Below are 13,412 nucleotides of genomic sequence, written 5' to 3' on the forward strand. Positions count from 1 at the left end.
CCCCGCGCCCCGCCCCCCCCCCCCCCCCCCCCCCCACACCCCCCCCGCCCCCCGCCCCCCGGCCCCCCACCCCGCCTGCGCCTGAACCGGCGGCACCCGAACCGCCTCCGCCGTGACCGCCTGCAGGCTGTCCTTCAGCCATCTGCAGTGAAGCAGAATTCGGAGAAGGTGCACCGCGCTGATCGAACGAAGCGGGCGGGGCGAGCTCAGCACTGTCAATTGCAGTTTCCGGGGCAGGAGGTGACGATGATCTCTCGACATGACCGGACGAAAACGCTTGTTGCGTTGGCGATGTGGCTAGGGTGATCCCCGGCGCATGCCGCGCGACTGCTCTCACGTGCGGCGCCCAATGGCGGCGATTCTGTGTGGCGGCATAGCTTGCTTGACCAGGCCCTCGTGTAACCGACTGCGGCGCAGCAGAATCCGGAGTAGGTCCAGCGCGGTGATCGGACGAAGCGGAAGACACAGGCGGGGTAAGCTCAGTACTGGCAACCGCAGTTCCGCGAGCGGGAGGTGACGCTGGTAGCGCGACATGACCGGACCAAGACGTGTGTTGCGCTGGCGACGTGGGTCCGATGATCCCGAGCGCCTGATCATCGTCGAACCGATCGCCATACGCGACGATACCCATGACCCCGACAGCCAATGCGCTTGCCGACGCTACCCAAAGCGCGAGGCGTCTGCCCCGCGCAGGCGGTGCGGCCTTGATGCCTGAACCCGGGCTACCTGCACCCGAATGCGCAAGCTCGGCCGGTCTGAACATTACGACACGCTTCGGATCGGTTCGTCTGATCCTTCCATTCACTAAGTTCATGTGCCCTCCCCCCTCGCGGAGTGCTCATCGAAATGAGCCGCGGGACCGTTCTGCGTGTTCGCCTCCTGGTTCCGCCATGGCAATGGGAGCGGTGTACCAGGTTTTCTATCGTAAGCCTTTGAGCTATGAAAACGCTCGCCATCTTCCTGGCCATTCCGGACGGGTGGCCGGAGTCGCCATCCGGCGTGCTTTTCCGCAATGACTCCACAGTTGGCGACGACACGATGCAGATGAAGCATTCGCTGTGCCTGTTAGGCCGAACCCCCAATTGAATTGTCAGATCGTGGACATAGCATGGGCATACACGATCCAACAGGGATCTGCGCCAGGCGAGGCGGGGGTCGAACTGGGACGCACAAAAATTTGCACTCGGGGGGAATTGCGGTGTGCGGCTTACGTTACGCCGATGCACTGAAGGAAATCCTGGTTTCCAGGAAAATCTGATGAACGATGACCCGGAACATGTTGTTGGTTGGATTCAACCGATGAGCAGTTTTGTAAGAAATTTTTGATTTTGTAAATTCCAAAAACCGCGACCGTCGCGCGCCCACGCCAAAGGACCATCGTGGCCGGTTGCGTAGCGAAGTCATCAGATTAAATGATGTAACTAATGCTTTTGGCCTCGCTACAAACGAAGATTTTTCGTCTTGAAGCGAGCGGTGGCGAACGATACCTTCAAGTCACTCGTGCGGTCTCCCGAGTCCTGCGAGTGTGTGATTCAGGCGGCGTCCCGACACCCGGCCGGCGGCGCCGCTTTCTTTGTGTGTCCGGACTTCCTGCTACGGCGTTGCAAGGTGCGCTTACATGAATAAGTCAGCGTGGGCGCAGCGCATTCAGCATTTCATCTGAATGGAATTTCGTCCGGAATACCGCTCCGGGATGCCTGTGTCTCGTGCTGCATACCATCGACGCTGCCGTCGCGCTCGCATATCCATGCAAACGCCCATTGTTGGGCAACTTCGATCGCCTCTTCCTCCGTGTCGAAATAGGAAAGATCACGCTCGATGTGCATTTCGCCGTCAACGTCATCGTCAGCCGAAACGCGAACCAGTCGCGCGTGCGCAAAGAATTTCCCAAGGGAGAAGTCCGGCGTCGCGTCTATGATCCACCCACGGTACCCGCATTGCATGATTACCTCCTATACCTAGGCTAATCGGGATTCGAAAAGGCAAAGCATGGATTGGTCGTACGTAATCGCTAAACCTCCTTTCCAGGTCGAAAGTTCGCGGGCTTCCGTATCAGCGATAGATGGGGTAGACGTTCGCTCTGGACTGCCGATTCAGTTATAGACCTTCGGCGACCCGACAGTGATTCCAACTGTCGATGAAAGCAAATTCAAACAGACCACCGAATCGAGCGTTCCGAGGGCTCCTTCTCACCCTACCGTGGCGATTCGAGCCTAGCTTGCGGAAGGCCAAATTGCATCGAGCAGAGACGCTTGGATCGCGTGCGATCAATGCCAGATGCACCGGTGATGCGCGCCTGCCCAAAGGTTTATTGCAGAGACCGGCGGGCGCTCATAGTTTTGAGTCCTGGTACAGCGTATCGCGGGGGAAGAACATGCGCGGCTCAAGAGGTGGCAACCTCACGGTCGCTCCTGCCGCAGTCAGTTGGACATTGCAGGTCTGATCGATCTGCTTACCTTTCCTGTAGATGAATGCGCCGGGGCCGCCATCACATTCGGCAGTGTGTTGGACGAGGCGCATTTCACGCCCATTCGAAAGGGATCTCGTGACGACGAACCCGTCCGCGTAGGCTGTGGTCACGCCGACGAGGGCGGCTACTCCGATTACGACCTTCGGAATCAGCATGATGAGATCCCCGGGCGCGGCTGCGTGGTGCATTGGCTGGAGCCGATGCGTATTAATCATATTAGATCGCGCAGCTTGCAAATTCCAACATCGACCTATGTTCAACCGGCGCAAACGTCTGGCTTGGGATACGTGCTCAGGAAATTCCTCTACCGGCACTTTGATATGATTCGGGCGATTGTGGGGCTGGGACAGAAACCCAGCCGCACGGATGCCGACGCGCTCACAGAACGTCGACATCCGCCCAGCCTGTCGCTACGCCGAAATCAACGCCGCAATCTGCTCCGCACTAAGCGCGTTGCGGTAGATGCGAAACTCATCGATCAATCCGTTGAAATACGGATCGGCTGAAAATTGCGATCGCCCAATCCAGTTCTGGTTCGTGCTTTCCAGCCGGAACGGCGCAAACGACATCGCCGTGTTGGAGCCGATCTCCGCACCGTTCAGATACAGCGTACCGACGCTGCCCGATAGCGTCACAGCGACGTGCGCCCACTGCCCGGTAGGCAGCGCGACATTGCCGTTAATGTCCTGCTCACCGGAGCCACCATTAAGCGTGATGGCGAAGCGCGCGAATCCGTTATTGGCGCGCGGGGTCAGCATCATGTAGCGGGCCGTGCCTGAACCGAAATCAAATATACGCTCCCAGGTCTTCGCTGCGTTCCAGTACACCCACGCCGCGATCGTAAAGTCCGACACGTCGGCCACGATGTTGTCCGGCAGGCTGACATAACCCGTGCTGCCGTCGAGCGACACGGCATTGCCCTTCTTGCCGACCGCCCTGCTCGCACCGCCGACCAGCGTACCGGTATGTCCGTTCCCGCTCGAATCCGCCGCACTGGTGCCACTGCTTTCGTCGAATGCCAGGTAGGTCTGCAGTTGCACCGCCGTGGTCACAACGGCCTCGTTTGACGCAGCCGATTCGCCGACCGGTGTCACCGCGGTCACGACGTAGTAATAGGTCCCGGCCGCAATACCGCTGTCCGTATAGCTGAGCAGATCGGTAACACCATTCGCAATGGACACGTAGGGTCCGCCCGACGTGGTGCCGCGCTTGACGTTATAGCTCGTCGCGTACGCCGTGCCCCACCACGACAGGATGACGTGTCCTGCGCTTGCGATCGCGACGAGTGCGCTTGGCGCTGCACCGCTTGCGATCGCATCCAGCGTGCAGGTCAGCGTCCCGTAGCCCAGTTGGTCGTAGCCGCCGCTGTTCGGTCCATAGTTGCCTCCGCCACCTTCGGGCTGGACCAATGTCGCGAACTTCTGCGTGTAAGGCGCGGCCAATCCCTTGCGATTGACGTAGTGGTTGTAGACCAGCGCCCAGCAAGGCCGCACCGTCCCCTGAGCCGAGGTCGAAAACACCGTCTGGTTCACGTTGTCTACATTGTTGTAGCGGACATAGGGCACGGTATAAAAGGTCGTGCCCGACTCGATCAGGTTGCTTTTCGCAACGTACTCCGCCCCCATGAGGAACCGGTTGTTGTCGTAACCGTAGAGATCGACACCCTGATTCCAGGCCATTTCGCAGATCGCTCCCCCCAGCGCGATGCCGAGCGTGGCGTGTCCCTGGTCACGCCCTGACTCCTGCCATTGGCCCAGGTAGCCCGGATGGACGTAGTAGACGGCCTGCAAAATCGCGCCGTTGCCCGCGCCGCTTTTGAAGTACGTGACAGCTTCATCGAATAGCGACTGGTCGTCGCACAGCACACCGATAGCCATGATCGATGCCACGTTGCACAGCTCCCAGTTGGCCCAATAGTGAGTCACCTCGGTGTTGTTGTGCCGATTGATGAAATCGTGGTTGATCGGATAGAAGACGTTGCGCATCATGCTCTGGAAGCGCGCGAAGTCGGCCGTCGCCCAGCCTGAATAAACGCGCATGATTTCACCGGCATTGGCGAATTCATAGCCGTAGATGCCGGCCGCGAGATCGGCGTTGGTATCGCCGCCGATCCCGGTCAACGTCGACGACCAGGCGTTCATGATCTGCACCGCCTTGTCGGCATAAGCGGTGTTGCCCGAGACTTTCCAGCGCAATGCGCATGCGTACGCCGCCGCGACGTCATTGAACAGCAAGGAGTAGTTCTGCGAATGCACTCCGTCGCTACCCCGATAGACGACCGCCTGTGGGCGCGGTGTCCACGACAGGCTTGCATGACTGTTCGAGATCAGGATGTTCCAGCTATCGATCCAGGGAGACGCTTGCGCCGTGACCTTCTGGGCCATCCGATCGAAGTCGGCTTGGGTATGCAGCAGACCTGGATGCACAAACGCGCTGGACGACGAACTGCTCAATACTGCAGCTCGTGATGCGGCCGCCGACAGCGATGACTGGCCCCCCTGAGCCGACGATGGTCCTCCACCGTCGCCGCCGCAAGCGGACAGGGCCAACGCGCCCAGGCTATACAGAAATGTGCGACGCGAAATGCCCTCGGCGATTTGTTCCTGCATCGCCACGGTGTCGGAATGTCCAGACCGTGTTTCAGGAGCGTCTGAATTTACGTGTGCTCGTTGTGTATCGACCTTGCTCGATTTCGATCTCGTCATGCGCTTCTTCACTCCCGATGAGACGGTCCCGATGGTCGATTCATGAAACCATTCCGGGCGCCGTCAGTAGTTGGCAAACGTTTGCTTTTGCGGCCGCGATGTGTGCCGTCCGCACTCATCGGCGGACAACATCATTGCGGCCTCTTTCCCTGCTGCAGTTCAGTGAATGCTATTGAAGAATTCACACGTCTCGTGACACGCGCGTCGTGGCAGCCTGATTAATTTCGACCAACGATGACTAAAAATGCGGAATTAAATTGGCATCAGCGACGCCGCCGTGCCTATGTCATCAATTACAGCGATTGGCAATGCAGACACCGTGCGGATCGTGCTCGCCTGTACCGCGAGGCTGGATCAGATGTGATGACGAAACCTGCTGATGATCCCTGCTTCCTCAAGGTATACGGCCGAATTCACTCAGCCTGAAGGGTGAAAAACGAGTTCTTTATACAGGTGAAGATAATTTATTGCGGGAGATGTATGTTCAAAAAAATATTCAATAAAAAATAAGGAAATCCTTATATGGAAATCAGGATTAACTCACATGAGAATTAAAAATCTCATATTGTGGACGTTGCCGTATATGGCGATGAGTACCGGTTACCCATCGCGCATGACAACATTTAACGTGACAACCCAGTCTGTCGCCCGTCTGAAAGGCACTATAGTAGGAGGACTTCCAGCCAGCAGAAGGAGTTCGAGTATGAAAGTACGCACGCATCGCGTCGCAGCTACAGGTATTTTGATCGCAGTATTGCTCCCTGTCCCGGCCGCCCAGGCGCAACTCGGCAACCTGCTCAACCAGGGCTCGGGTGGTGGATCGTCCGGTGGCCTCGGGAGCCTCGGCAGCATGGGGAGTGCCTTGTCAGGCCAGTCATTAACTTCCGGCAGCACCAGCAACGTCGCGGGTGTGCTCGATTTCTGCATCAAGAACAACTATCTCAGCGGCAACGGCGCGTCTTCGGTCAAGGACTCGCTGATGAGCAAACTGCCGGGCGGCTCCAGTTCGGCCTCGTCCGACAGCGGCTATACCAACGGCGCCAAGGGCATCCTGAGCAGCGGCGACGGCAAGCAGCTAGACCTGAGCGGCGGCGGACTGAAGGAACAGGTCACGAAGCAGGTCTGCGACAAGATTCTCGCCCAGGGAAAATCCTTGCTTTGAGCGGGTGTGGAACATGTTCATGCAGAACGCAGAATCCGACACGCCCCTCGACGTGCCAGCACACAGTTCGCCATGGAGCCTCTTCTGCATTTTCCTGCGGCTCGGCCTGACCTCGTTCGGCGGCCCTGCCGCACATCTTGGCTACTTCCGCGACGAGTTCGTCACGCGCCGCCGTTGGCTCGACGAGCACACGTTTAGCGATCTGGTCGCGCTGTGCCAGTTTCTGCCGGGCCCCGGCAGCAGCCAGGTTGGTATCGCGATCGGCCGTTTTCGTGGCGGCATCGCGGGTGCGCTGGCGGCCTGGCTCGGCTTTACGCTGCCGTCGGTGTTGTTGATGGTCGCGTTTGCCTACGGCTTTACCCATCTGGCGGAGGCGAACGGGCTTCATCTGCTGCGCGGCCTCAAGCTCGCGGCGGTCGCCGTCGTGGCGCAGGCGGTCTGGTCAATGGGACGCACGCTGTGCCCCGACCGCGCCCGCGTGACGATCGCGGCGGCGTCGGCCATCGCGGTTATCGTGCTCGGTGCAACTTACGGCCAGATCGCATCGATCGTCGTGGCGGGCATCGCCGGCGCCCTGCTTCTCAAATCGTCGACCGAGGTGCCACGTGCGCCGCTCGGCATGCCCGGCACGAAGACCGGCGCGCTTCTTTGCCTCACCCTCTTCGGGCTGTTGCTGTTCGGCTTGCCCGCGGCGGCCGCCTTGTTGCATGCCTATCCACTCGACCTGTTCGCGGCGTTCTACCGGGTCGGCTCGCTGGTGTTCGGCGGCGGCCATGTCGTGCTGCCGTTGCTGGAAGCGGTCGTCGTGCCGCGCGGCTGGCTCTCGACCAATTCTTTCATGGCCGGCTACGGCGCAGCCCAGGCGATACCGGGGCCGCTGTTCACTTTCGCGGCGTTTCTAGGCGCCGCCAGCACGGGTTACCCGGCGGGCATAACCGGGGCGCTGATCGCCACCGTCGCGATTTTTCTGCCGTCGTTTCTCCTGGTCGGCGCCGCGTTGCCGCTATGGGGCGAACTGCGGGCATTCGCGTCGATGCGTCGGGCGATGGCCGGCATCAACGCTGCCGTGGTCGGCATTCTGCTCGCCGCGCTCTACGATCCCGTATGGACCAGCGCGGTGCACAGCGGGCGCGATTTCGCGCTGGTCATTGTGGCGCTCGCGTTGCTCGGCTGGTGGCGCCTACCTTCATGGGCCGTGGTGCTGCTCACGGCGCTGCTCGCGTGGTGGATCGTCTGAATCCCGGTCCGCCATCGTTACCCGCCTGAAACGGCGGATGCATCGAGCTCAGGCGCGAAATCTGCTGCTCGATAGACCCGTTGATCGCATGTGCCGGATTCGTCCCGCTGCAAGCCAGTTCGGGCAAGCGACTGCAACGGCCCAATCGGGGCGACCGGTAAAGCTTTCCATAGCAGGCAAGCTGGTCCCGTCCGACGAACGAAAAGGAGAAAAACGATGACCCTGCTCATTTATCTCGCAGGTTGGATCATTCTGATCGGCGGTGTGGCGTGGGGATTGATGGCGCTGCATGTCGCACAACATACGATCGCGATCGTGGCGGTCATCATGCTCGGCCTCGCGGTGATCACGGGTGCCACCCGGGCCCGTAACCGCGACCGGTCATAGCGCCGGGCACGTTCGCATTTCCTCCTTACATTTTGTCATGCTATGATGCGAATCATTCTCATTTACAAGAGCGCCGCATCCATCGATCCGGCGCGTCCGGTAGGCCATGGCGGCAAACGAATCGGCCCTGCATCACGAGATGCAGGCGCTCTACAGCAATCATCACGGCTGGCTCCACGCGTGGCTGCGTAAGAAGCTCGGCTGCGCGCATCGTGCGGCCGACCTTGCGCAAGACACGTTCGTGCGTCTGCTCGCCCGCGATGAACCGCTCGCCCTGGAAGAACCGCGAGCGTTCCTGACGACCGTCGCGCAACGTGTGATAGCCAACTACTGGCGTCGCGAGCAGATCGAGCGCGCCTATCTGGAAGCATTGGCACTTACCCCCGAAAGTTTTGCGCCCTCGCCTGAAGACCGTGCGCTGCTTCTCGAAGCACTGTGTGAAATCGACAGTCTGCTGGAGCGGTTGCCGGTCGCCGTCAAGCGTGCGTTCCTGCTGGCCCAGCTCGACGGCTTGAGCCATGCCGAAATCGCCGCACAACTGAAGCTGTCCGTCTCGACCGTGAAACGCCATCTGGTGCGCGCCGGCGCGCAGTGTTTTTTTGCACTCAGCGCGGCATGACGGATCGACGGATGAACGCGAGCGCGCGACCCGATATTCCGCAGCACATTGCCCTGCGCGCCGTGGAGTGGTGGATGGAGCTGCAATCCGGCGACGACACGCGCGCGCAGCAACTCGCGCTGGCGCGCTGGTGCGCGGAGCATCCCGATCATGAGCGTGCATGGCAACACATCTGCAGCGTCAGCAGCCGCTTCCGGGTCCTCGCTGAAACAGGCACGGACAACGCAGACACAGGTGGCGCGGCGGCCGCACGCGCTGCACTGACGCGTCCCGGCTCGGCGAAGCGCCGCGCGAATGTCAAAGTCCTCGCGACCCTGCTGTTCGCGGGCGGCGCGACATGGATTGCCGGTGAACACGTGCCGTGGCGCGCATGGAGCGCTGATGCGCGCACCGCACTCGGTGAACGCCGCACCATGACGCTTGCCGACGGCACCCGCCTGACACTGAACACCGACAGCGCCATCGATATCCGTTTCAGCAGCATCGAGCGCCGCCTGCGCCTGATCAAAGGTGAAATCATGATCGCGACCGGTCACAGCGACAGTGAGCGGCGGCCGTTCATCGTCGAGACCGCGCAAGGCAGTTTGCAGCCCTTGGGCACGCGCTTCGCCGTCAGACAACAGAGCACGCTCTGCCGCCTCGATGTGTTCGAAGGCGCTGTGCGGATCAATCCATTCGATGCCCCCGGCCTCGCGCCGGTCGTCCACGCCGGCCAACGCGCCCGCTTTACGCGTGATGACGTCAGCGCGGTCGAGCCGATCAGCGAGAACGACGCAGCATGGACGGATGGTCTGATCGTCGCGAGCGGCATGCGGCTCGGCGATTTCGTGAACGAGCTCGACCGCTACCGCGCGGGGCATCTGAGCTGCGATCCCTCAGTGGCCGGTTTGCGGCTTTCGGGCACCTTCCCGCTCGCCGACACCGACCGCGTGCTCGACACCCTGGCGAGAACCTTGCCGGTCGAGGTCGTATTCATCACGCGCTACTGGGGCACCGTGCGCGCGGCTCGCTCTTAAAACCGACTTGCGTTACCGGCGCCGAAATATTTTCGTCTGTCGTGAGCTGTTTTCGAATCTCGCGTGACAAGGGAGATGAGAGCAACACATCGTCTACCTTCCTGCGAGCTTTGAACATGGGACAGCATCGAAAGACCGGCGCCGGCAACGGCAGCCGTAGCAGCCGTAGCAGCCGTGGCGCTTTGCGCGCGCGGCAGCCGGCACACTTCGCGCGGCATATTGCAACGGCCGCGCTGATCTCGGCGGGACTGCCGTTCAATGTCGCGCTGGCCGCCGATGCGCCATCCGCTTCGGCGGCGTCGCAGCGCAAGAGCTACGACATTCCGGCTGGCCCGCTCGAAGCGGCGCTCAATCGCTTCGGACGCGAGAGCGGACTGCTGCTGTCGTTTCCGGCGGCGCTGACCGACGGCCGCATGAGTGAAGGCCTGCGCGGCGATTACGACATACGGGAAGGCTTCGATCGAATCCTGCGCGGCACGGGGCTCGGCGCGGTGCAACAGTCCAATGGCAGCTATACGCTCGTGCAGCGCGCTGAGCCGTCGGCTGACAGCAGCAACGGGCGCGGCACCACCCTCCCCGCCGTGACCGTCAGTTCGTCGACGGTGAAAGCCGGCAGCTACCGGCCACCTGTCGACGCAGTGGTGACGCGTTCGGATACACCGGTGCTCGACACGGCCCAGGCCGTCAACATCGTGCCGGCCCAGGTATTGCACGACCAACGTCCGCGCAATCTCGACGACGCGCTCGCGAACGTGAGCGGCATCGTGCAAGGCAATACGCTGGCCGGCACGCAGGACACTTTGCTCAAGCGCGGCTTCGGCGGCAATCGCGACGGTTCGATCATGCACAACGGCATGCCGCTCGTGCAGGGGCGCGCGCTGAACGCGGCCGCTGACAGCGTCGAAGTACTCAAAGGCCCGACTTCGCTGCTGTATGGAATCATGGACCCGGGTGGCGTTGTCAACGTGGTGAGCAAGCAACCCTTGCTCAAACCGTATCACGCGATCTCCGTGCTCGGCTCGACGTACGGACACGGCCGCAATGGAGCCGGCGCGACCTTCGATACGACCGGGCCGATCGGGGACTCCGGCCTCGCCTACCGGCTGGTCGTCGATCAGACCGACGAGCAATACTGGCGCAACTTTGGTGAGCATCGCGAGACGCTCGTGGCGCCGTCGCTCGCATGGTATGGACGCGATACGCAGGTGGTGGCGTCGTACGAATATCGAAAGTTTCTCTATCCGTTCGACCGCGGCACGGCGCTCGACCCGAAGACCAACAAGCCGCTCGCCATCTCGAGCCGCGAACGTCTCGACGAACCGTTCAACGAAATGGACGGCGAATCGAACCTCGCGCAGATCAGCGTCGACCATCAGATCAACGCCAACTGGAAGGCGCACTTCGGCTACAGCTACAACCGCGAGACCTACGACGCGGGCCAGTTACGCGTGCAAGGCATCAACAGCACGACCGGCGCCGTGTCGCGCAGCAACGACGCGACGCATGGCGCGCTCAGCACGGACAGCTACGCGATCGCCTATGTGGACGGCCATTTCGACATCGCCGGTTTGCGCAACGATTTGCAGGTCGGTGTCGACGACGAATACCGCCGCATTTATCGCAAGGACTTGCTGCGCCAGGCCACGAAATATCCGTTCAACTATTTCCATCCTGTCTACGGTCTGGAGAGTCCGTCGACCACGGTGTCGGCGAGCGACAGCGATCAGACCGACACGCTGCACGACCGCTCGCTTTTCTTCCAGGACAGTTTGCACCTCACCGACAAGTGGATCCTGATCGGCGGCGCGCGTTTTCTGAGCTACAACCAGATCGCGGGAAAGGGCCGGCCATTTGTCGTCAATACCGACATTAACGGCACCAAATGGCTGCCGCGCGCGGGCGTGGTTTACAAATGGACCGACACGGTGTCGCTATACGGGAGCTATACGCAGTCGCTCAAACCGACTTCGACAATCGCGCCGCTCTCGTCGGGCGTGGTAATCGATTCATCGGTACTGCCTGAGGAAGCCACCTCGTGGGAGCTCGGTGCCAAAGTGGCGATGCCCAACGGCCTGAGCGGCACGCTGGCGTTGTTCAATATCGACAAGAAGAACGTGCTGGTGCAGCAGTACAACGACACCACCAAGCAGACCGACTGGCGCACGGCCGGCAAGGCGCGTTCGCGCGGCGTGGAACTCGACGTGGCCGGCCAGATCGGCCAGCACTGGAGCGTAATCGCGAGCTACGCGTACATCGACGCGAAGACCACAGAGGACCCGCTTTACGCCGGCAAGCGGTTGTGGAATGCGCCGCAAAACACCGCATCGCTTGCGGCGGTGTATGACTTCGGCACGATCTTCGGCGGCGACCAGTTGCGCGTCGGCGCCGGCGCGCATTACGTCGGCCCGCGCCCGGGCGATTCGGCCAACAGCTTTACGCTGCCGGCCTACACCGTCGCCGACGCCTTCGCCACGTACGAGACGAAACTTGGCAATCGGCATCTGTCGTTCCAGCTCAACGTGAAAAATCTGTTCAACAAGACTTACTACCCGTCGAGCGTGAACAAGTATTTCGTGTCGGTTGGCGACGCACGTCAGGTCTCTTTGCTGTCGACGCTCGAGTTCTAGGCCGTGCCGCCATCGCGCCTTGCACGTAATACACGCATTCACTTGATCAACACGGGACAGGAATCGTCATGAAACTTCAGAATCGCCGCACTGAACAGAGATCAGCGCCCGTACGTAACCGCCGGAGACTTCTCACCGCAGCAGCGGGCCTTGGCGCCCTGCTGGCTGTCGCGACACCTGCTGCGCGAGCGGCAACGAGCGGGCCACGCACGGGCAAGAAAATCGTGATGGTCGTGCAACTCAACGGGCCGAGCCTGGCTGTCGACCAGAAGATCGCGACACACCTTGAAGCGGGAGGTTATAGCGTGCGCACGCTGGACCAGGCGCAACCGCCGGAGGCAGTCGGCGATGCGGATCTCGTTGTTATTTCATCGACGGTTTCATCGAAACAGGTAGTGGGTGGCTGGCGCTATCTGGCCAAGCCGTTGTTGACATGGGAGAACGATTTACTCGATGACTTCGCGATGACGGGCAAGCGTCACGACGTCGATTTCGGCGAAGCGGAGAAAGAGCGTTACCTGTGGCTGGTTAACGCACCGCACCCGATCGCAGCCGGTTTGCCGGCAGGCGTAACGAACGTATATGGCAAACAGGCCGCGATGAGCTGGGGCAAACCAGGCTTGGGCGCGACGACGATTGCGACGTTATATGGGCAACCGGAGAAGGCGGCGATCTTCGCGTACGAGAAGGGTGCGACGATGGACTACGAGTCGCTGGCCCCGGCACGGCGGGTGATGTTTTTCCTGAACAACGACACCTTCAGCAACTTGTCGCCGGCGGGAAACAGCCTGTTCGACGCAGCGGTGGATTGGGCGATGGGTTTGAGTTGAAGAACACGGGCCACCGCGCCGAATAGAACGCGGGCGCGAAAACCTAGTGTGCGGTTTTATGAAGTACTCTTCGGCGCGCGCAGCGCCGCCGGAAGTATGACTCCCTTGTCACAAGCGTATGCAGGTGCACGAACCCAGATTCCAGATGCACCACTACCCTATGCAAACTACGGGACCCGCTTAGCAGGAGTGGTTTGAGCTGCTTTCTCTTGCCTACTTCTCTTTGCAGCCGGTGTATAGACCGGGGACATGGTTGACAGACGTGCGGGGACATCATTGACACTTTATGGTCAGTGATTTTCGCTCCTCAGGTCAAGGGTGAGGATGCGATGATGGGCAAACCAGAATTCAAATACGCC

General features: G+C 60.9%; 11 protein-coding genes. 8 read left to right on the forward strand and 3 right to left on the reverse strand.

Annotated features, from left to right (window positions below; all coding sequences use genetic code 11):
• Nucleotides 1-939: 939 nt before the first annotated feature.
• Nucleotides 940-1,086 (forward strand): hypothetical protein, encoded by a 147-nt coding sequence (locus tag FSO04_RS42895; protein WP_154567412.1) that lies wholly within the window; start codon nt 940-942, stop codon nt 1,084-1,086.
• Nucleotides 1,087-1,655: 569 nt separating this feature from the next.
• On the opposite strand, the gene FSO04_RS42900 is transcribed toward FSO04_RS42895, so the two are convergent.
• From FSO04_RS42900 to FSO04_RS42910, 3 genes are all read right to left on the reverse strand, one after another.
• Nucleotides 1,656-1,943, reverse strand: a complete 288-nt coding sequence (locus FSO04_RS42900; RefSeq protein WP_174825347.1) for a hypothetical protein — start codon at nt 1,941-1,943, stop codon at nt 1,656-1,658.
• Nucleotides 1,944-2,331: 388 nt separating this feature from the next.
• Entirely contained in the window at nt 2,332-2,625 is a 294-nt protein-coding gene (locus tag FSO04_RS42905) for a hypothetical protein (RefSeq protein WP_154567413.1), read from the reverse strand.
• Nucleotides 2,626-2,880: 255 nt separating this feature from the next.
• Nucleotides 2,881-5,079, reverse strand: coding sequence for a LamG-like jellyroll fold domain-containing protein (locus FSO04_RS42910; protein ID WP_154567414.1), 2,199 nt, complete (start codon nt 5,077-5,079; stop codon nt 2,881-2,883).
• 799 nt (nt 5,080-5,878) lie between these two features.
• Here FSO04_RS42910 and FSO04_RS42915 point away from each other — a divergent pair.
• From FSO04_RS42915 to FSO04_RS42940, 7 genes are all read left to right on the forward strand, one after another.
• Nucleotides 5,879-6,337 carry a YjjA family protein gene (locus tag FSO04_RS42915; protein ID WP_154567415.1) on the forward strand — a complete coding sequence of 153 codons (459 nt, stop codon included), beginning with the start codon at nt 5,879-5,881 and terminating at the stop codon, nt 6,335-6,337.
• Between the two features lie 19 nt (nt 6,338-6,356).
• Entirely contained in the window at nt 6,357-7,574 is a 1,218-nt protein-coding gene (gene chrA / locus FSO04_RS42920) for a chromate efflux transporter (RefSeq protein ID WP_154567416.1), read from the forward strand.
• A 216-nt stretch (nt 7,575-7,790) separates the two neighbouring features.
• The gene (locus tag FSO04_RS46705) at nt 7,791-7,961 is read left to right on the forward strand and encodes a hypothetical protein (protein ID WP_166618380.1); all 171 of its coding nucleotides are present in this window, start codon (nt 7,791-7,793) and stop codon (nt 7,959-7,961) included.
• Nucleotides 7,962-8,067: 106 nt separating this feature from the next.
• On the forward strand, nt 8,068-8,580 hold the full coding sequence (locus FSO04_RS42925) for a sigma-70 family RNA polymerase sigma factor (RefSeq protein WP_154567417.1): 513 nt from the start codon (nt 8,068-8,070) through the stop codon (nt 8,578-8,580).
• Between the two features lie 11 nt (nt 8,581-8,591).
• On the forward strand, nt 8,592-9,596 hold the full coding sequence (locus tag FSO04_RS42930; RefSeq protein WP_154567418.1) for a FecR domain-containing protein: 1,005 nt from the start codon (nt 8,592-8,594) through the stop codon (nt 9,594-9,596).
• Nucleotides 9,597-9,712: 116 nt separating this feature from the next.
• Nucleotides 9,713-12,223 carry a TonB-dependent siderophore receptor gene (locus FSO04_RS42935; RefSeq protein WP_154567419.1) on the forward strand — a complete coding sequence of 837 codons (2,511 nt, stop codon included), beginning with the start codon at nt 9,713-9,715 and terminating at the stop codon, nt 12,221-12,223.
• A 68-nt stretch (nt 12,224-12,291) separates the two neighbouring features.
• Complete coding sequence (locus FSO04_RS42940) at nt 12,292-13,053, forward strand: hypothetical protein (RefSeq protein ID WP_154567420.1); 762 nt, start codon at nt 12,292-12,294, stop codon at nt 13,051-13,053.
• Nucleotides 13,054-13,412 lie beyond the last annotated feature (359 nt).

The organism is Paraburkholderia madseniana, assembly GCF_009690905.1.
Classification (GTDB): Bacteria; Pseudomonadota; Gammaproteobacteria; order Burkholderiales; family Burkholderiaceae; genus Paraburkholderia; species Paraburkholderia madseniana.

Bases quoted from the DNA above. Each gene is read 5' to 3' on its own strand.
- FSO04_RS42895 (WP_154567412.1), top strand. From the start codon at position 940: ATGAAAACGCTCGCCATCTTCCTGGCCATTCCGGACGGGTGGCCGGAG.
- FSO04_RS42900 (WP_174825347.1), bottom strand. From the start codon at position 1,943: ATGCAATGCGGGTACCGTGGGTGGATCATAGACGCGACGCCGGACTTC.
- FSO04_RS42905 (WP_154567413.1), bottom strand. From the start codon at position 2,625: ATGCTGATTCCGAAGGTCGTAATCGGAGTAGCCGCCCTCGTCGGCGTG.
- FSO04_RS42910 (WP_154567414.1), bottom strand. From the start codon at position 5,079: ATGCAGGAACAAATCGCCGAGGGCATTTCGCGTCGCACATTTCTGTAT.
- FSO04_RS42915 (WP_154567415.1), top strand. From the start codon at position 5,879: ATGAAAGTACGCACGCATCGCGTCGCAGCTACAGGTATTTTGATCGCA.
- chrA (WP_154567416.1), top strand. From the start codon at position 6,357: ATGCAGAACGCAGAATCCGACACGCCCCTCGACGTGCCAGCACACAGT.
- FSO04_RS46705 (WP_166618380.1), top strand. From the start codon at position 7,791: ATGACCCTGCTCATTTATCTCGCAGGTTGGATCATTCTGATCGGCGGT.
- FSO04_RS42925 (WP_154567417.1), top strand. From the start codon at position 8,068: ATGGCGGCAAACGAATCGGCCCTGCATCACGAGATGCAGGCGCTCTAC.
- FSO04_RS42930 (WP_154567418.1), top strand. From the start codon at position 8,592: ATGAACGCGAGCGCGCGACCCGATATTCCGCAGCACATTGCCCTGCGC.
- FSO04_RS42935 (WP_154567419.1), top strand. From the start codon at position 9,713: ATGGGACAGCATCGAAAGACCGGCGCCGGCAACGGCAGCCGTAGCAGC.
- FSO04_RS42940 (WP_154567420.1), top strand. From the start codon at position 12,292: ATGAAACTTCAGAATCGCCGCACTGAACAGAGATCAGCGCCCGTACGT.